At 64.7% G+C, this 17,700-nt stretch carries 21 protein-coding genes; 5 read left to right on the forward strand and 16 right to left on the reverse strand.

Annotated elements, in window-relative coordinates; all coding sequences use genetic code 11:
• Window positions 1-23: 23 nt before the first annotated feature.
• The 3 genes from MJ205_RS15415 to MJ205_RS15425 are packed head-to-tail and all read right to left on the reverse strand — an operon-like array spanning window position 24 to window position 1,289.
• Window positions 24-332 (reverse strand): urease subunit beta, encoded by a 309-nt coding sequence (locus MJ205_RS15415; protein ID WP_230775352.1) that lies wholly within the window; start codon window positions 330-332, stop codon window positions 24-26.
• Between the two features lie 14 nt (window positions 333-346).
• Window positions 347-955, reverse strand: coding sequence for a HupE/UreJ family protein (locus tag MJ205_RS15420; protein WP_239809267.1), 609 nt, complete (start codon window positions 953-955; stop codon window positions 347-349).
• Between the two features lie 31 nt (window positions 956-986).
• A complete protein-coding gene (locus MJ205_RS15425; protein WP_239809268.1) occupies window positions 987-1,289 on the reverse strand; it encodes an urease subunit gamma in 303 nt (100 codons plus the stop codon).
• 260 nt (window positions 1,290-1,549) lie between these two features.
• On the opposite strand from MJ205_RS15425, the gene MJ205_RS15430 reads away from it, so the two are divergent.
• On the forward strand, window positions 1,550-2,380 hold the full coding sequence (locus tag MJ205_RS15430) for an urease accessory protein UreD (protein WP_239809269.1): 831 nt from the start codon (window positions 1,550-1,552) through the stop codon (window positions 2,378-2,380).
• A gap of 50 nt (window positions 2,381-2,430) precedes the next feature.
• Here the strand turns inward: MJ205_RS15430 and MJ205_RS15435 are convergent, their stop codons facing one another.
• From MJ205_RS15435 to MJ205_RS15455, 5 genes are read right to left on the reverse strand one after another with little or no spacing between them, the layout of a single operon-like run.
• A complete protein-coding gene (locus MJ205_RS15435; RefSeq protein ID WP_239809270.1) occupies window positions 2,431-3,039 on the reverse strand; it encodes an SCO family protein in 609 nt (202 codons plus the stop codon).
• 7 nt (window positions 3,040-3,046) lie between these two features.
• Complete coding sequence (cyoE, locus tag MJ205_RS15440; RefSeq protein ID WP_373450022.1) at window positions 3,047-3,946, reverse strand: heme o synthase; 900 nt, start codon at window positions 3,944-3,946, stop codon at window positions 3,047-3,049.
• Between the two features lie 33 nt (window positions 3,947-3,979).
• Complete coding sequence (locus tag MJ205_RS15445) at window positions 3,980-5,110, reverse strand: COX15/CtaA family protein (RefSeq protein WP_239809272.1); 1,131 nt, start codon at window positions 5,108-5,110, stop codon at window positions 3,980-3,982.
• A gap of 12 nt (window positions 5,111-5,122) precedes the next feature.
• Window positions 5,123-5,863 (reverse strand): SCO family protein, encoded by a 741-nt coding sequence (locus MJ205_RS15450; protein ID WP_239809273.1) that lies wholly within the window; start codon window positions 5,861-5,863, stop codon window positions 5,123-5,125.
• Complete coding sequence (locus tag MJ205_RS15455) at window positions 5,796-6,620, reverse strand: SURF1 family protein (RefSeq protein ID WP_239809274.1); 825 nt, start codon at window positions 6,618-6,620, stop codon at window positions 5,796-5,798. The genes MJ205_RS15450 and MJ205_RS15455 overlap by 68 nt, the downstream gene beginning before the upstream one ends.
• Window positions 6,621-6,823: 203 nt before the next feature.
• Between MJ205_RS15455 and MJ205_RS15460 the strand changes: the two genes are divergently transcribed.
• Window positions 6,824-7,042 (forward strand): DUF2909 domain-containing protein, encoded by a 219-nt coding sequence (locus MJ205_RS15460; RefSeq protein ID WP_239809275.1) that lies wholly within the window; start codon window positions 6,824-6,826, stop codon window positions 7,040-7,042.
• A gap of 25 nt (window positions 7,043-7,067) precedes the next feature.
• On the opposite strand, the gene MJ205_RS15465 is transcribed toward MJ205_RS15460, so the two are convergent.
• The 7 genes from MJ205_RS15465 to MJ205_RS15495 form a co-directional block, all read right to left on the reverse strand.
• The gene (locus MJ205_RS15465; protein ID WP_239809276.1) at window positions 7,068-7,949 is read right to left on the reverse strand and encodes a cytochrome c oxidase subunit 3; all 882 of its coding nucleotides are present in this window, start codon (window positions 7,947-7,949) and stop codon (window positions 7,068-7,070) included.
• 56 nt (window positions 7,950-8,005) lie between these two features.
• Window positions 8,006-8,218 (reverse strand): DUF2970 domain-containing protein, encoded by a 213-nt coding sequence (locus MJ205_RS15470; RefSeq protein ID WP_239809277.1) that lies wholly within the window; start codon window positions 8,216-8,218, stop codon window positions 8,006-8,008.
• Complete coding sequence (locus MJ205_RS15475; protein ID WP_239809278.1) at window positions 8,218-8,844, reverse strand: cytochrome c oxidase assembly protein; 627 nt, start codon at window positions 8,842-8,844, stop codon at window positions 8,218-8,220. The genes MJ205_RS15470 and MJ205_RS15475 overlap by 1 nt, the downstream gene beginning before the upstream one ends.
• A gap of 18 nt (window positions 8,845-8,862) precedes the next feature.
• The gene (locus MJ205_RS15480) at window positions 8,863-8,970 is read right to left on the reverse strand and encodes a cytochrome oxidase small assembly protein (RefSeq protein WP_230775372.1); all 108 of its coding nucleotides are present in this window, start codon (window positions 8,968-8,970) and stop codon (window positions 8,863-8,865) included.
• Window positions 8,967-10,613: a cytochrome c oxidase subunit I gene (ctaD, locus tag MJ205_RS15485; protein WP_116924682.1), complete on the reverse strand. Its 1,647-nt coding sequence runs from the start codon at window positions 10,611-10,613 to the stop codon at window positions 8,967-8,969. Before ctaD ends, MJ205_RS15480 begins: the two co-directional genes overlap by 4 nt.
• Window positions 10,614-10,652: 39 nt before the next feature.
• Window positions 10,653-12,302, reverse strand: coding sequence for a cytochrome c oxidase subunit II (gene coxB, locus MJ205_RS15490; RefSeq protein WP_239809279.1), 1,650 nt, complete (start codon window positions 12,300-12,302; stop codon window positions 10,653-10,655).
• Between the two features lie 289 nt (window positions 12,303-12,591).
• Window positions 12,592-13,500: a biotin synthase gene (locus MJ205_RS15495; RefSeq protein ID WP_239809280.1), complete on the reverse strand. Its 909-nt coding sequence runs from the start codon at window positions 13,498-13,500 to the stop codon at window positions 12,592-12,594.
• A gap of 49 nt (window positions 13,501-13,549) precedes the next feature.
• On the opposite strand from MJ205_RS15495, the gene MJ205_RS15500 reads away from it, so the two are divergent.
• Both MJ205_RS15500 and trmL read left to right on the forward strand, forming a co-directional pair.
• Window positions 13,550-14,317, forward strand: a complete 768-nt coding sequence (locus MJ205_RS15500) for a ComF family protein (protein WP_239809281.1) — start codon at window positions 13,550-13,552, stop codon at window positions 14,315-14,317.
• Window positions 14,318-14,381: 64 nt separating this feature from the next.
• A complete protein-coding gene (gene trmL / locus MJ205_RS15505) occupies window positions 14,382-14,867 on the forward strand; it encodes a tRNA (uridine(34)/cytosine(34)/5-carboxymethylaminomethyluridine(34)-2'-O)-methyltransferase TrmL (RefSeq protein ID WP_239809282.1) in 486 nt (161 codons plus the stop codon).
• A 39-nt stretch (window positions 14,868-14,906) separates the two neighbouring features.
• Here the strand turns inward: trmL and MJ205_RS15510 are convergent, their stop codons facing one another.
• Window positions 14,907-15,545: a LysE family transporter gene (locus MJ205_RS15510; protein ID WP_239809283.1), complete on the reverse strand. Its 639-nt coding sequence runs from the start codon at window positions 15,543-15,545 to the stop codon at window positions 14,907-14,909.
• 245 nt (window positions 15,546-15,790) lie between these two features.
• Here MJ205_RS15510 and kefC point away from each other — a divergent pair, with 245 nt between their 5' ends.
• Complete coding sequence (kefC, locus tag MJ205_RS15515) at window positions 15,791-17,665, forward strand: glutathione-regulated potassium-efflux system protein KefC (RefSeq protein ID WP_239809284.1); 1,875 nt, start codon at window positions 15,791-15,793, stop codon at window positions 17,663-17,665.
• The last annotated feature ends 35 nt before the right edge of the window (window positions 17,666-17,700 follow it).

Below are 17,700 nucleotides of genomic sequence, written 5' to 3' on the forward strand. Positions count from 1 at the left end.
GCTCGCAGGCTGCGTGCTGCGCATCATTCCAGCGCCCCTTGCACCAGGCCGCGAAAGCCGTAGATCTGCCGGTCACCACCGATGTCCACCAGCTCCACCGTGCGCTGCTGGCCGGGCTCAAAGCGCACGGCCATGCCGCTGGCAATATGCAGGCGCATGCCGTGGGCCGCCTGGCGGTCAAACACCAGGCCGGCATTGGTCTCGGCAAAGTGGTAGTGCGAGCCGACCTGGATGGGCCGGTCGCTGGCGTTGTGCACCACCAGGCTGGTGGTGCGGCGCCCCGGGTTCAGCGTATGTTCGCCGGCGTCCAGCAGCAGTTCACCTGGGATCATCGTGCGGCTCCTCGTCAGGCCAGGCGGGTCAGCATGGCTGCGCCCAGGACGGCGGTGGCGCCGCCCGCCAGCCTGGCCAGCCAGCGGTGGCGCTGCATGAACACCTTGCCCAGCACCATGCCGGCAACATGCAGCAGGGCCGAGCCCAGCGCCATGCCCGCCAGCGCGCCGGCAGATGCCAGTGCAGAATCGGCCGCCAGCTCAAAGCCGTGGGCCGCACCATGGAAAAACGCAAACACCCCGGCCAGCGCAGCGGCCAGCACCCAGGGCATCTGCTTTTGCACGGCCACCAGCAGGCCCAGCACCAGCACCGATGCGGCAATCATCGGCTCCACGCCGGGCACCCACAGGCCCGCAAAACCTGCCAGTGCGCCGGCCACCAGCAGGGCCACAAAGGCAGCCGGTGCGCGCCAGGCGGGCGTTACGGTCAGCGCACTCCAGGCACCCACGGCCAGCATGGCCGCCATGTGGTCGGCACCGGTAAAGGGGTGGGCAAAGGCATGGCCAAAGCTGCTCAAAAAGCCATGGTGGCCGCCGCCATCGCTGCCCACATGGGCGAGTGCAGACAGGGGCAAGGCGGCAGCGGCAAGCGCCACACTGGCAGAGAGTTTCTTGAAGTTCATGGTGCTATCTTGCGCAGGGGAAAGAAGGAGTTCAGACAATGGGCTCGTGCACGGTGACGAGCTTGGTGCCATCGGGGAAGGTGGCCTCGATCTGGATATCGGCAATCATCTCGGGGATGCCCTCCATCACATCGGCGCGGGTCAACACTGTGCGGCCGGCGCTCATCAGCTGGGCAACGGTTTGGCCATCGCGCGCACCTTCCATTACGAAGGCGCTGATCAGGGCCACCGCCTCGGGGTAGTTCAGTTTGAGCCCCCGGGCCAGGCGCCGCTCGGCCAGCAAGGCGGCGGTAAAGATCAGCAGCTTGTCTTTTTCGCGAGGTGTCAGTTCCATACAGACTGCAAAGCAAGGCACATGCCAAGGGCCGCAGCGGCAGCGCATGCACGCTTTGCGTGCTGCATCGCCAGCCCTTTGCACCACAAGCATGCAAGCCTGGCGCAGATGCACCAATTCAGCGCAGCCCGCCCCCCAGCGCAGTGCAGTTCCTGGCACGTGGCTTGCAAAAGCCCAGGCATGTCCTGCGCACCCTTCTCGCCTCCGATCCCTGCCCCTGGGCTATGCTGCCCAGCGGCGACTGCGCACCAGCGCCAGCCATGAGCTGGCATGCCCAATTGGCGCTGCAGTACCACCAGCACGCCGGCAAGACCTCGGTGCATTTCAGCCACGATGGCCCGCTGCGCATCCTCAAAAGCCTCTACCCCGAAGGCCCGGGCATTTGCCACAACGTGCTGGTGCACCCGCCCGGTGGTCTGGTGGGCGGTGATGTGCTGGATATCTCGGTGGAGGTAGCGGCAGGCGCGCATGCGCTGGTGACCACACCGGGGGCGACGCGCTTTTACAAGAGCAATGGCCAGCCAGCCTTGCAGCGCACCCGCCTGCGGCTGCAGGCCGGCGCCCGGCTGGAATGGCTGCCGCTGGAGGCCATTGCCTACAACGCCTGCGATGCAGCCAATGAGCTGCAGATGGAGCTGGCACCCGGCGCCGAGCTGCTGAGCTGGGACATCACCGCGCTGGGCCTGCCGCTGGCGGGCCAGCCCTTTGTGCAGGGGGTGTTCTCCCAGCACATCGCCTGGCCGGGGCATTTTCTGGAGCGTGGCCGCATCCGGGCCGATGATGGGCTGCTGCTCAACGGCCAGCTCGGTCTGGCCGGCCAGCGCTGCATGGGCAGCCTGGTCTACGCCAGCGGCTCGCCGATCGCCCGCGCCCAGCGCGAAGCGCTGCTGGAGAGCACCCAGCTGCTGCTGGAGGCCGCGCCTGCAGAGGTGATGGCAGGCGTGACCGCGCCGAACGAGCACATGCTGGTGCTGCGCGGCCTGGCGCCGGTGGTGGAGCCTGCGATGCAGCTGTGGAAGACAGTCTGGGGCCACTGGCGCAGCAGCCTCTGGGGCCTGCCGGCGCAGCGGCCGCGCATATGGTCGATGTAAGAAGCTGTTCTAAGGGGCTGCCTGCCCCACTCGCTTGCGCGATTGCGCGCTCAGGCGCCGTCGATCAGCTGCTCGATGTCTTTGGCCAGGGTGTCGACCGGCGTGCCGTAGCGGCTGTACAGGCGCAGGCGGCCTTCCGGGTCGAAGATGTAGTCGCCCGCGGTGTGGTCCATTGTGTAGCTGCCCGGGGTCTGGCCCTCGACCCGCTTGTAGTAGACCTTGAAGTCCTTGGCCATCTTGGCCGTTTCCTCGTCGCTGCCGCGCAGCGCCAGAAAGCTGGGATCGAAGTTGGCCAGGTAGGCCTGCAGGATCTCGGGCGTATCGCGGGCAGGATCGACCGAGGCAAAGATCACCTGCAGCTTCTCGCCCTTGGCGCCGAGCTTTTGCTTGACCGCTGCCAGGTCACCCAAGGTGGTCGGGCAGACATCGGGGCACTGGGTAAAGCCAAAGAACACCAGCACGACCTTGCCCTTGAAGTCCGCCATGCTGCGGCGCTGGCCATGCTGGTCGGGCATCGAAAAATCCTGGCCGTACTCTTTGCTGCCCGTCAGGTCGATGGCGTTGAAATCGGCCTTGGATTTGCAGGCGGTCAGAAAACCGGCGGTCGAGGCCAGCATGGCCGAGCCCGCCAGCCAGCGAAGGGCATTGCGCTTGTTCATTGCAGATTTACCAGCTCACATAGTGGTCCACCAGCAGCGCCACGAACAGCAGGCTGAGGTAGACCAGTGAAAAACGGAAAGTCTTGCGTGCCAGCGCATCGGAGTAATTGCGCCACAGTGCAAAGGCATAGCCAAAGAACCCGGCACCCAGCACGACGGCCGCCACCAGGTAGATCCAGGAGCTCATCTGGATGATGAAGGGCAGCAGACCAGCGGCGAACAAGACCACGGTGTAGAGCAAGACCTGCACGCGGGTGTAATAGTTCCCATGGGTGACCGGCAGCATCGGCAGGCCGGACTTGCGGTAGTCCTCGACCCGGTACAGCGCCAGCGCCCAGAAGTGCGGAGGCGTCCACAGGAAGATGATCAGGAACAGCAGCAACGCCTGGGGCGAGACATCGCCGGTCATCGCAGCCCAGCCCAGCACCGGCGGCATGGCGCCCGATGCGCCGCCGATCACGATGTTCTGCGGCGTCAGCGGCTTGAGGATCACGGTGTAGATGATGGCGTAACCGACGAAGGTGGCAAAGGTCAGCCACATCGTGATGGCATTGATCCAGACGATCAGGATGGCCGAGCCGGCAATGCACAGCGCTGCAGAAAACATCAGGGTCTGCAGGTTGGACAGCTCACCGCGCGCCGTCGGGCGCCAGGCCGTGCGCTTCATGCGCGCATCGATGCTCTGCTCCACCAGGCAGTTGAAGGCGGCGGCGGCCCCCGCCACCAGCCAGATGCCCGCGCAAGCAACGGCCATGCGCAGCAGCTCGGCGCCGCTCGGCACACCGGGCACGGCCAGCACCATGCCGATCAGTGCGCAAAACACAATCAGCTGCACCACCTTGGGTTTGGTCAAGGCATAGAACTGCGCAAAGCGGTTCGGCATTGGCGTTGCGGCAAGTTCGGTCATCGGGGCACTCAGTCTTTGTTCCATACAGCGTCATCAGCTCGCAGCACTGCGGGCAGGTTCAGGGCCCGCAGTACACCAGATCCAGGTCAGCACCACCATGATGGCAGCAGCGCCCCCGGTGTGCAGAACGGCCGCCAGCATCGGCCAGTCCAGCACCACATTCGACAGTCCCGTGGCAAATTGCAGCAGCGTCAGGCCGATCAGCCAGCGGCGCTGCTGCCGCAGCAGCGGCACCGTGCGCAGCATCCAGCCCAGCCACAACAAGGCGGCAATCACCAGGTAGGCAAACAGCCGGTGCATGTAGTGGATGGCCACCAGCGCTTCGTAGCTGATGTGCGACCCGTCGGCCAGAAAGCCGAGCGGGCGCCAGATCTGGAACCCGTCGAAGTTCATCGCCGGCCACCAGGCGCCATTGCACATGGGAAAGCTGGTGCAGGCCAGCACCGCATAGTTGGTACTGACCCAGCCACCCAGGGTCACCTGCGCAAACACCAGCAGCGCCGTGACCGCCACCAGGCCCCGCAACAGGCGCGGCACTGGGACTAACCCTAGATTATCGGCAAATTGCGTGTGGCGCGTTGCCTGCACGGTTAATAGCATCAAGAGCACGGTGCCACCCAGCAGGTGCAGGGTGACGATGGCGGGGAACAGCTTCATCGTCACGGTGAGCGCGCCAAAGGCCCCCTGGATCAGCACCCAGACCAGCGTGGCGGTCGGCCACCAGGGGCTGATCGGCTGGGATCCACCGCGTTTGCGCTGCAGCCAGGCACTGGCGGTCAGCACAATGATCAGGCCGCCCACGGCGGTGGCCAGGTAGCGGTGGATCATCTCCACCCAGGCCTTGCCATGGGTGACCGGGCCGGTCGGCATGGCCGCTTGCGCGGCCGATATCTCGGCATGCGCGCCAATCGGGCTGGCATTGCCGTAGCAGCCCGGCCAGTCCGGGCAGCCCAGGCCGGAATCGGTCAGCCGCGTAAAGGCGCCAAACATCACCAGGTCGAAGGACAGAAACAGGGTCAGAACGGCGAGCACCTGCAGGCGCTTGAGCGGCGTGGCACCCCGGTGGCGCCACCAGATCCAGACGATGGGGCCCAGCGCAATGATGGCCCCGGTCAGCAACACACGCGCCAGCGGCGCGAAATCATACAAATCCTGCGAAGTCATGCTAGCTATCCACTACCGCCCTTCCTGGTCCCAACTCGACGACGCGCGCAACAAACGCTCCAGATCCTTGCGCGCCTTGGCCGCATCGGAGCGGCTGAGCTGGGCGGGGAAACGCATCATCCAGTGGCCCAGCGGGTCCACCACATACAAATGTTCGCCCAGCTGCTGGCCGGCCGCCGGCTGCAGCCACTGGGCCACCAAGGCCTGGGGGACGCGCAGCACCGTAGCCTGGTCCAGCGCGGCACGCAGGGCCTGCGGCGGCTCGCCGTCATCGGTCACCAGCCAGACCCAGTCCAGCCGGTCCTTCTCGCGGCCCAGACTCTCGCGCAGCTGGCGCTGCAGGTAGAGGTTGTTCTGGCAAACCTCGTCGCAGGCCGCAGCCGAAGCGCTCAGCAGCAGCCACTGGCCTTTAAGGCTTTGCAGGTCAAACGGCCGGCCGTCCAAGGTCTTCACCTGCGCGGCCGGAATCGCCGGCTGCTGGCTGACCAGCTCGCCAAAATTGCGCCGCCCTTCGGGTCGGATCACGTAGTAGGTGAAGTAGGAGGCGATCACCGGCGCCGCACAGACCAGCAGCACCAGCAACATCTTGAGGCGGCCGCTGCGCGAGCGCTCGGCCTGCTCCAGGGCGGCTTCCGCCTGCCCGGCAGGCGGCAGGCCATGCACGGTCAGGCCCAGCAGCGCTTCATCAGCGGGCGGCGGGGCCTGGGTGGCTGCGGCGTCGAAGGACACGTCGGACAATTTGGAACCAGACATAGAGGATCGCAATCAGGCTACACAGACCAAACCATTGAAATGCATAACCATAATGCTTTTCCACGCCGCTGCCTACTACGGGCCAGTCGCGCAGCAGGCCTTCACTGGACTGCCCGGTCTGCACCACGGTGAGTGCTGCCAAGGGCTGGCCGGTTTCCTGCGCGTAACCATCGGTGTCGAGATTCTGCCGGATTCGGGAAACCCCTGGGTTCCCGGCGGACGTCTGCAGCTCGAAAAGCCGCGCCGGCTGGCCCGCCACCCGCCCCTCCAACTGCACCGTGCCGGCAGGCGTTTGCACCTCGGGCAGCGCCAGCCGGTCTTCAAAGTTGCGCGGTACCCAGCCGCGCTGCACCAGCACCGTCTGCGGCTGGCCTGGCGCTACCGGGCCTGCCAGGCGCAGCGGTGTCAGCACATAAAAGCCGGGGCGCGCCTGCATCTGGCGGTTGTCCAGGAAGACCGTGAACTGCGGCAGCCACTCACCCTGCAGCACCACCTGGCGGTGCAGCAGGCTGGCGCGCTCGGCCTCGCCCATGGGCTGCAGCAGGCTGGCCCCGGCCAGCGCCGGAAGGGCCGCACGCGCATCCAACTGGGCCTGGTAGGCCAGCTTCTGGTCGGCGCGGCGCAGCTGCCAGAAGCCGAGCGAGGCGGTCAGCAGCATCGAGGCCGCAGCGGCGGCGGTGATCAGCACCCAACGCAGCTTCGCCCGGCGCTCCGTGCTGGTCGTGGGGATGGAGGAGGAAGCAGAAGGCGCGGGCATACGCTGGTTATACCCGCTGCAGGGCGTCGCAGCCAGCACCGCGTTGGACGTGATGCCGCAGGGTGACCTTATTGGGGTGCGGGCGGATGGCGCGCTGTCTGGCACTGCCGCACAATGGGTGGGCTGCGCCAGCTGCCAGAGAGGCCATCCGGGCGCTACGCGGCGCATTCCAAGAACACCGAGACAACCCTGAGGACAGCCCTATGCACCTGCTCATCGCACTCGCCCTTGTGGTGATCCTGGCCTGCCTGGCTGCGGCCGGTCTGTTCATGCTGCGCGGCAACCAGTCCGACGCAGGCAGCAAGCGCATGGCCTGGGCGCTGACCTTGCGCATTGCGCTGTCGGTACTGGTGTTTGCCGGTATCCTGCTGGCATGGAAGCTGGGCTACCTGCAGCCCCATGGCATACCGCTGGGGGCTTGAGGCCCCGGCAGCGGTCAACCTTCCGCTACATCCAGTACACGAGGATGTAGAGGCCCAGCCAGACCACATCGACAAAGTGCCAGTACCAGGCCGCGCCCTCAAAGCCAAAATGCTTTTTGGCGGTGAAATGGCCCTTCTGCAGCCGCAGCGTGATGACCAGCAGCATCAGCATGCCGATGAACACATGCAGGCCGTGGAAGCCCGTCAGCATGTAGAAGGTGGAGCCGTAGGTGCCCGAATTGAGCTTGAGGTTCAGCTCGGTGTAGAGGTGGAAATACTCATAGCCCTGCACGCAGAGGAAGATGATGCCCAGCACCACCGTCATCCACATGAAGCGGATGCACTTGCTGCGCTGGTCGGCCTGCAATGCATGGTGGGCAATAGTCAGGGTGACGCCCGAGGTCAGCAGCAGCGCGGTATTGATGGTGGGCAGCCAGAAGGGGCCCACGGTCTGGAACGGCTCGACGATGCCCGCAGGCGAGGCAGTCGCGCCCATTTCCACGCTGGGCCACACGGCCTTGAAATCGGGCCAGAGCAGGGCATTGTCCAGGCTGCCCAGCGCTGGCAGCGAGTGGGAGCGTGCCCACCACAGCGCCGTGAAGAAGGCGCCGAAGAACATCACCTCCGAGAAGATGAACCAGCTCATGCTCCAGCGGTAGGACAGGTCGATGCGGTGGCTGTAGAGGCCCTGCTCGCTTTCGCGGATCGCATCACCAAACCACTGGTACAGCACAAACAGCCACCAGGCAATGCCGGCAAAGAGCAGGTACATGCCCCAGGTATGGCCGTTGACCCAGTTGCCGGCGCCGGCAATCACAAAGCCCAGGCCAATGGCCGCCATCACCGGGTGGCGGGACTCGGCCGGGACATAGTAGTACGGTGTGGTGCCATGGGAAGTCGCACTCATCGCTGCTCCTGAAATATCGTTTATTGATTCATTCTTGCGCTATGCCAATCCTGGCATCAAACCAGCCACTGCACCAGGGCCATCAACCCCAGCACAAACAGGAAGATCGCCACCAAACCCACGGCAATCACCTGCAATGGCGTGATCTGCACGCCATCCTCTTGCCATTCCGCGCCCTTGCGCACCCCCAAAAAGGACCAGGCCACGGCCTTGACCGTGCGCCAGAGATTGCCTTTGCGCGGCGGTTGCGGGCCGGGCACGCTCGCCATCAGGAGGCCCCTGCCTGCGCCCCGGCGCCCTGCACCGCAGGCACCAGCACCGCCGTTGACGCAGGCGCTGCCGGGATACGGCCACCGACCTCAAAGAAGGTATAGGACAGCGTGATCGTCGTCACGTCCTTGGACAGCTTGGGGTCGATCACAAAGGCCACTGGCCATTCCTTGCGCTCACCGGGCTCCAGCGTGTACTGGTTGAAGCAGAAGCATTCGAGCTTGTTGAAATACGGCGCGGCCTGCTTGGGCGCATAGCTGGGAATCGCCTGGGCCGACATGCGGTGGTCCTGCTCGTTGCGGAACTCGTACATCACCGTGCTCAGCGCGCCGGGGTGGACCTGCATCGAGCGCACCGCCGGCTTGAAGCTCCAGGGGCCGCGCGCATTCGCATCGAACTCCACAGTGATGGTGCGGCTCTCGTCGACCTGGCTGTTGAGCTTGACGTTCTTGCCCGCGGTGCCGTTGCCCGGCACGTCACGCTCGGTCAGCGCCAGGATGTTGATGCCGGTGACCTCACAGATGCGCTTGTACAGCGGGATCAGCGCGTAGCCGAAGGCAAACATGCCAAAGGCGACCACGGCCAGCTTGCCCACCATCTTCGCGTTGTCTGCATGTCTGCTCACCTGCTGCTCCCCGTGCTGCTAGAGCACCGTCATTTTTACGAGAAATCCGATGAAGAACGCCACGGCGATCGACGCCAGAATCCATGCCAGTCGCCGGTTGGCCTTGCGCTGCGCCGGCGTGATCATCCAATCACCTTGGTGGCGGTCGCATCAAGCTTGGGCGGGGTCTCAAAGGTGTGGAAAGGCGCGGGCGATGGCACCTCCCACTCCAGACCTTCGGCACCTTCCCAGGGCTTTTGCGGGGCCTTCTCGCCACGGTGGCGCATGCCAGGCCAGACGACGAAGGCGAAGAAGTACACCTGCATCAGACCAAAGCCGAAGGCGCCGATCGATGCGATCATGTTGAAATCGGCGAACTGCATCGGGTAGTCGGCATAGCGGCGCGGCATACCGGCCAGGCCCAGGAAGTGCATCGGGAAGAAGGTGATGTTGAAGAAGATCAGCGAGCCCCAGAAGTGGATGCGGCCGCGCGATTCGGAATACATCACGCCCGTCCACTTGGGCGCCCAGTAGTAGTAGCCGGCAAACATCGAGAACAGCGAGCCCGCCACCAGCACATAGTGGAAGTGCGCCACCACATAGTAGGTGTCCTGCAGCTGGATATCGATCGGCGCCATCGACAGGATCAGGCCGGTGAAGCCGCCCATCGTGAACACGAAGATGAAGCCCACCGAGAACAGCATCGGCGTCTCGAAGGTCATCGAGCCGCGCCACATCGTCGCGACCCAGTTGAAGATCTTCACCGCCGTCGGCACCGAGATCAGCATCGTCGCGTACATGAAGAACAGCTGGCCAGTCACCGGCATGCCGGTGGTGAACATGTGGTGTGCCCAGACGATGAAGGACAGGATCGCAATCGCCGCCACCGCATAGACCATCGAGGCATAGCCAAACAGCTTCTTGCGGCTGAAGGCCGGCACGATCTGGCTGATGATGCCAAAGGCCGGCAAGATCATGATGTAGACCTCGGGGTGGCCGAAGAACCAGAAGATATGCTGGTACATCACCGGATCACCACCGCCGGCGGGGTTGAAGAAGCTGGTGCCGAAGTGGCGGTCGGTCAGGGTCATCGTGATGGCGCCGGCGAGCACCGGCATCACGGCGATCAGCAGGTAGGCGGTGATCAGCCAGGTCCAGGCGAACATCGGCATCTTCATCAAGGTCATGCCCGGCGCGCGCATGTTCAGGATCGTGACGATGATGTTGATCGAGCCCATGATCGACGAGGCACCCATGATGTGCATCGCAAAAATGCTGGTGTCCATCGAAGGACCCATTTGCAGGGTCAGTGGCGCATACAAGGTCCAGCCCGCAGCGGGTGCCCCACCAGGCATGAAGAACGAGCCCACCAGCATCAGGCCGGCCGGGATCATCAGCCAGAAGCTGAAATTGTTCATGCGGGCAAAGGCCATGTCGCTCGCGCCAATCTGCAGCGGCAGCATCCAGTTCGCAAAGCCGACAAAGGCCGGCATGATCGCGCCGAACACCATGATCAGCCCGTGCATCGTCGTCAGCTGGTTGAACAGCTCGGGGTTGACCAGCTGCAGCCCGGGCTGGAACAGTTCGGCACGGATCAGCAGGGCCAGCACCCCGCCGACCATCAGCATCGTGAACGAAAACAGCAGGTAGAGGGTGCCGATGTCCTTGTGGTTGGTGGCAAACACCCAGCGGCGCCATCCCGTGGGCGCACCATGGTGGTGGTCGTCATGGGCATGGTCGGCGTGGCCGTGGTCGCTATGGCTGGGGTCTGTGGGGAGAACAGCGCTCATAAATCTTGACTCCGATGGCTCTTCTGGGGCTTGCACGCTTCAGGGTGCAGCAACAATATCGACACGGCGCGCCTGGCTGTCAGCGCCCTCGCCTGCGGTGATGGTCTGCGGCTTGCGCAGTTCGATGCGTGCTTCGGCCACGCCCTGCGCGACCAGCAGCTTGGCCACCGCCTGGGCGCGCTCCTTGGCCAGCAGCGCATTCTGATCGGCATTGCCAGTGCCATCGACAAAACCGGACAACGCTACCTTGCCGCTCTGGCCGGCCAGGGTCGCGGCCGCCTTCTTCACGGCTTCCTGCGCTGCGCCGTCCAGCTCGCTCTTGCCGCTGGCAAACAGCACTTGGGAGATGGGCGCTTCTGCGGCTGCTGCAGCATTGGCACCGGCCGACTCAGCGGCTGCTGGTGCTGCTGGTGGTGCTGGTACAGCCGGTGCTGCTGGGGCCGCAGAGGCTGCCCCTTCCGCTGGCGCTGCGCCCGGTGCAGCAGCAGCGGCTGGCGTGGCCGAACCTCCGCCTTCAGGGAAGGTGCCGCCCCGTGCAGCGACAAACTGGGCGGGTTGCACCATCGTGCCCGTCTTGTTGCTCCAGTGGTTCTTGGTGAAGGTGACCACCGCCGCGAGGTCGGTATCACTCAGTTGCTTCCAGGACGGCATGGCCCCGTTGGCGCGGCCTTCCAGCACCGTGTGCATCATGTCGGCCGTCGGGCCCAGTACCACCGGGCTGCCATCGAGCGCCTTGATCGGGCCGGCGCCCTTGCCGTTGGCCTGGTGGCACGCGGCGCAGTTGGCGGCATAGACCTTTTCGCCGCGGGCCACCAATGCGGCCAGCTCCCAGACCTTGTTGGGATCATCAGCCTGTGCGGCCAGCAGCTTCTTTTGCTCAGCCACCCAGGCGCTGTAATCACTGGCCGACAGCACCTTCACATGGATGGGCATGTAGGCATGCTCCTTGCCGCAGAGCTCGGCGCACTGGCCATAGTAGTCGCCGGTCTTTTCGGCACGGAACCAGGTGTCACGCACAAAGCCCGGAATCGCATCCTGTTTGATGCCGAAGGCCGGCACCATGAAAGAGTGGATCACGTCGGCAGCGGTGGTGATGATGCGCACCTTCTTGTCGACCGGCACGACCAGAGGCTTGTCGACGCGCAGCAGGTAGTCATTGGGCGCCTTGGAGACATCGCCGCTGTTCGACATCGCACGCTGGCCGCTGTCCAGGGTGGAGATAAAGCTCAGGCCTTCGCCTTCGCCGGTCAGGTAGTCATAGCCCCATTTCCACTGGTAACCGGTGACCTTGACCGTCAGATCGGCATTGGTGGTGTCCTTTTGCGCGACCAGCACCTTGGTGGCTGGCAGGGCCATCAGGATCACGATGATGAACGGCAGCACGGTCCAGGTGACCTCGACCGTGACCGATTCATGGAAGGTGGCAGGCACGGCTCCCTTGGATTTGCGGTGCTTCCAGATCGCATAGAACATCACCGCGAACACACCGACAAAGATGATGGTGCAGATCCAGAGCATCATCCAGTGCAGCGTGTGTTGCTCCTGGGCAATACGGGTAACGGGGGGAGCCAGGTTCATCTGCCCTACGGCCGGGCCGCCGGGAAGACTTTGCACCGCATGGGCTGCGGAAGTGAGGCCGGATGCCACCAGCAGCAGCCAAGAAGCCAGCTTATGAGAATCACTTTTCATAGTTGTCACTTACTTCTCATCTTCTCATCGTTATATAGGGCAGGCTGAATGATGTGGGGGACAACATCCAGCCGCGTGGTGCAGACACCGCCGGGCGCATCTCCGCTTGCACCCGTACCACTTGGTCGTTACAGCGAGCATGGCCGCAACCGCGCAAGATTGCAACCCATGCAATCCCGGGATCATAGGAGATTGACAACAGCGGCTGTCCACCACTGGACAGCGCAGGAATGTGTTAAGGCGGCGGCACCGCCTGGGCGCTGCGCGCCAGCAGCCGCAAGCGATGCGGTCAGGCCCCGCCTGGTCGCCCTTGGCGCAGCATCTGTTGCATATCCTGCACGCTGATGCTGCTCTCGCCTTGCACCTTCATGCGCGGCGTGGGCTTGAAGGCATGGCCGTAGATGATCTCGAACGACAGCACCAGACGGCCCTGCTCCTGCGCATCGGCCAACTTGGCCGTCAGCAAGGCGTCGAGCTGGTCGCGCCACTGGCGGCCGCGCAGGCCGCCAAAGCGGGCCGGGTGCAGGTTGCGGCCCAGCTCACGCAGCTCGGCGCGCAATTGCGCGGCGCCTGAATACGACAGGCTGATGCGCTCCATGTCCATCACCGGCTCGGCAAAGCCGGCCTGCACCAGCATATCGCCCCAGTCGTGCATGTCGGTGAACTCATGGCTGGCCGCAGGCCAGCCCTGGCTCGCATAAGCCGCGCGCAGCTCTTTGAGCGTGTCCGGCCCGAAGCAGGAAAACATCACAAAGCCGTTGACCGCCAGGCTCTGGTGCCAGGTCTGCAGCAGCTGCTGGGGGTTGGGGTGCTGGTGCAGCGCCATATTGGCCCAGAGCATATGCACACTTCCCGGCGCAGGCAGGCCCCAGTGCAACTTGGCCTGGCGCCAGCGGCTCAGTGCCCACCAGGGCTTGTCCAGCTGGCTGCGCAGCAGCGCGGCATGGGCCGGACGGCTTTCGACGATGTGGATGTCAGCCGCAGGGTAGCGTTCTGCCACCTGCTGGTGCGCCTCCAGCCCGCCGTAAACTGGCTCCCAACTGCACCAGGATTCCGGTTTTTGCACGATCCACTGCAGGCGCTCCTGCATCCGGCGGCCGACCTCCTCGTGCAGCCAGGGGCTGTGCGCAGGCGCGCGCCGCTGCCAGGCATGGGCGGCTTGGGGGTCGATCGAGGGAGGTGCGGTAAATTCAGCCATGGGGGACACCTGCGCTTTGGCGCGCAGATTATGGATTGGTATAAAAGCAATGACAGCAGCGACACCTGACAAGCACCGGCCCAGCCTGTGGCAGCGGGCGGCCCAGGTGCTGGGCCACCTGCCCAGCCAATGCCTGGTGTGCCGCAGCTGGCCCAGTGACTGGATCTGTGCGTCCTGCGCCCAGGTCTGCTGGCAGCCAGGCCTGCGCCGCTGCAGCCGCTGCGCGCTGCCCTTGCCCGCCAGCACCGACGTCTGCGCCGGCTGCCTGCGCGATACACCGCTGTTGCAGTACTGCCATGCCGCCGTGGACTATAGCCCGCCTTGGGATGGCATGGTGCTGCGGCTCAAATTTCACCAGCAGCTGGCATGGGCAAACCGCATGGCCCAATTGCTGCTGCGCACCCCGGGGGTCCTCGCCAGCCTGCAGCAGGCCAGCGTCATTCTGCCGGTGCCCCTGTCTGCCGGCCGCATGCGCGAGCGCGGCTACAACCAGGCGCTGCTGCTGGCCCAAGCGCTGTGCCGCCAGGCGCCCTCCGGGCTTGTGCGGGCCCAGGTGCAGCCCCACTACCTGCAGCGGCTGCTGGACACCCCCGCCCAGGCCGGCCTGGACCGCGCGGCCCGGCTGCGCAACCTGCGCCATGTCTTTGCGCTGCGGCCGGGGCTGCAGGCGCAGGATCTGGGTGCGTGCCCCCTGCTGGTGGATGATGTGATGACCACCGGCGCCACCTTGGGGGCGGTGGCGCAACTGCTACAGACGCGTGGCGCACCGGCCGTGCAAGCCCTGGTCTTTGCCAGAACGCCGGCGCCGGGCCAATAGCGCAGCAGCCCACCCCTGTTTGGCCGGGCCGCTACACTGGCGCCCTTGTTTTTGCGCATTTGCCATGTTCAACGTCGTCCTGGTCGAACCCGAAATCCCCCCCAACACCGGTAATGTGATCCGTCTGTGTGCCAACACCGGCAGCCGCCTGCACCTGATCGAGCCGCTGGGCTTTTCGATGGAAGACCGCCTGATGCGCCGCGCCGGCCTGGACTACCACGAGTACGCCGCCACCCAGCGCCATGCCAGTTGGGAAGCCTTCCTGGAGCGCATGCAGCCGGCCGCCGACCGCATGTTTGCGATGACCACCCATGGCAGCAGCCCGGCCTTTGATGTGCGCTTTCAGCCCGGCGACTGGCTGGTGTTTGGCTGCGAAACCCGGGGCTTGCCCATCGCCGTGCGCGAAAGCTTTCCCACCAGCCAGCGGGTGCGCCTGCCGATGGTGGCCGGCCAGCGCAGCCTCAACCTCTCAAATGCCGTGGCAGTGACCGTGTTCGAGGCCTGGCGCCAGAACGGCTTTGCGATGCCGGACGGCACGCGGGCGCAGTAATCACCCACCAGCCCCGCCACCCCAGCGGGGCTCTCCGGCTCAAGCCGCGTTTTGCGTGCGCTTGACGAAGAACAGGCCCATGCCCACCAGCATCAGCAAGCCGCCAAACACCTTGTTCTGGATACGCATCGCGCGGCTGTCGCGCAGCAGGCGGCGCAGCACGCTGGCGCTACCGGCGTAGCCATGCATCACCACCGTGTCGACCGCCAACGTGGTGGCAGCCAGAATCAGCAGCTGCAGCCACAGCGGGCGCTCCGTGGTCATGAACTGGGGCAGCACTGCCACCATGAAGATGATGCCTTTGGGATTGGTGGCATTGGTCAAAAAGCCGCTCAGCGCGCGCTTTTGCCAGCTGCCGCTGGCGGGCTGCTCGGCCTCGGTATCGATGATGCCGCCCTTGGCGCGCCACTGTGCAAAGCCGATGTAGATCAGGTAGCAGGCGCCGACGATCTTGACGGCATTGAAGGCCGTCTCCGATGCGATCAGCAGCGAGCCAACACCGGCACCGGCAATCAGCAGAATCAGCAGCAGGCCCAGTTGCAGGCCCAGGATGGTGGCACTGGTCTTGCGCACCCCGTAGGAGAGCCCGTGGCTCATAGACAACACGGCGCCCGATCCGGGAGATACGGCAATGATGCAAGCCGCAACGAGATACGCCATCCAAGTATGCAAGTCCATGGTTCATCCTGGGGCAGCGGAGCCGTCCGCCACCAACACAGCCCCTTTGGGGCAAAGCGAGGATTATCACGCGGCCAGGCCAGGCACGCAGGCGCTGCGGCCATTGCCGCACTCTATTTTTTGATAGCTAGCGCGGCAATACCCACAAGCGCCAACCGCAAAACATTGCAATAAATTACCGTGACCCGGCAAATAAAAGTAATCTGTGCACCGCAACTACAAAACACCGATAACAAACCGCAAGCATGGAACACGCACCCGCCTGGCTTACCTATACCTTTCTCTACCTGGCTGCCGCCGTCATTGCGGTGCCCATCTCCCGGGCGCTGGGCTTGGGCACCATCATCGGCTACCTGGTCGCCGGCATGATCATTGGCCCCAGCGGCCTGCAGCTGGTCAGCAACGTCCAGGACATTCTGCATTTTTCCGAGTTCGGCGTGGTGCTGATGCTGTTCCTGATCGGGCTGGAGCTGCAGCCCAGCCGCTTGTGGAGCATGCGCCGCCCCATCTTCGGTGTCGGCACGGCCCAGGTGCTGCTGTGCACTGCCGGCCTGTTTGCCGCTGGCCTGGTTTTTGGCTATGACTGGCATCTGGCGCTGATTGCGGCGCTGGGCCTGGCGCTGTCATCCACGGCGATCGCGCTGCAAAGCATTGCCGAGCGCAACCTGATGTCCACCACCAGCGGCAAGACCAGTTTTGCGATTTTGCTGTTCCAGGACGTGGCGGCGATCCCGATCCTGGCACTGATTCCGCTGCTGGCCGTGGGCCACCAGGCTGCGCAGAACGACGGCAATGTGCTGATGGAAATCGGCAAGACGCTGGCCATCATCGTGGCCGTCATTCTGGTGGGCCGCTACCTGCTGCGCCCTGTGCTGCGCTGGATTGCCCAAAGCGAGTCGCGCGAGATATCGACCGCCACCGCGCTGCTGCTGGTCGTGGGCATTGCGTTCTTGATGCTGCAGATCGGCCTGTCGATGGCGCTGGGCGCCTTCCTCGCCGGCGTGCTGCTGGCCGACAGCGAATTCCGCGCCGAGCTGGAAGCCGATATCGAGCCTTTCAAGGGGCTGCTGCTCGGTCTGTTTTTCATTGCCGTGGGCATGAGCATCGACTTCTCCGTCATCCTGCAGGCGCCGCTGACGATGCTGGTGCTGGTGCTGCTGTTCCTGCTGATCAAGTCCGTGGTCATCTATGGGCTCGCCAAGCTGCTGCGCATGCCGGTGCAGGAGCGCCCTCTCTTCACCTTGCTGCTGGCCCAGGGCGGTGAGTTCGCCTTTGTGGTGTTCAGCGCCGCCCAGGCGCAGCGCATCTTGACGCCCCAGCAGTCCTCGCTGCTGATCGGCTCGGTGGCCATCTCGATGGTGGCCACACCGCTGATCGTGGCCGCAATGGACCGCTGGCTGATGCCCCGTTTTGCCAACCTGACCAAGGGCGACGATGTGCCACCCGAGCTCAGCGAGCAGCAGGAAGCGACGGTGCTGATCGCCGGTTTCGGCCGCTACGGCCAGATCGTCACCCGCGTGCTGCTGAGCCAGGGCATCAAGGCCGTCATCCTGGACCACAGTGTCGAGATGCTGGAGGTGGCGCAGAACTTTGGCTACCGGGTGTTCTATGGCGACGCTACGCGCCAGGACCTGCTGCGCATTGCCGGCGCGGAAAAAGCCGAGGTGATGGTGATCGCGGTCGATGACGAGCTGCAGACCAACCAGATCGTGCGCCTGGTGCAGCAGCATTTTCCGCACCTCAAGATCGTCGCCCGGGCCAAGGATGTGGCGCATTGGTATGCGCTGCGCGACATGGGCGTGCACCATGTTGACCGCGAGGTGTTCGACTCCAGCCTGCAAACGGCCGAGAAGGCGCTGGAGTTGATGGGCTACAGCGAAGAAGATGCGCAGTATGTGGTGACCGTGTTCCGCGCGCACAACATCGAGCTGTCGGACAAGATGTACGAGCACCACCATGACCGCGAAACCATGCTGGCCGTTGCCAAGCAAGGCCGCGAGCAGCTGGTCGAGCAAATGGCCCGTGAGCGCCAGGAGCGCCAGGAGCAGGTGCAGGAAGCCAAGGACGCACCGAGCAGCCCCTACCCGCCGCCGCCCGAAGACCCGCACAGCCAGATCTGAGAACCTGTTGACAAGCGCCAGGCACCGGCCGCCCT

This window comes from Comamonas sp. B21-038 (genome assembly GCF_022387135.1).
GTDB lineage: Bacteria > Pseudomonadota > Gammaproteobacteria > Burkholderiales > Burkholderiaceae_C > Comamonas > Comamonas sediminis.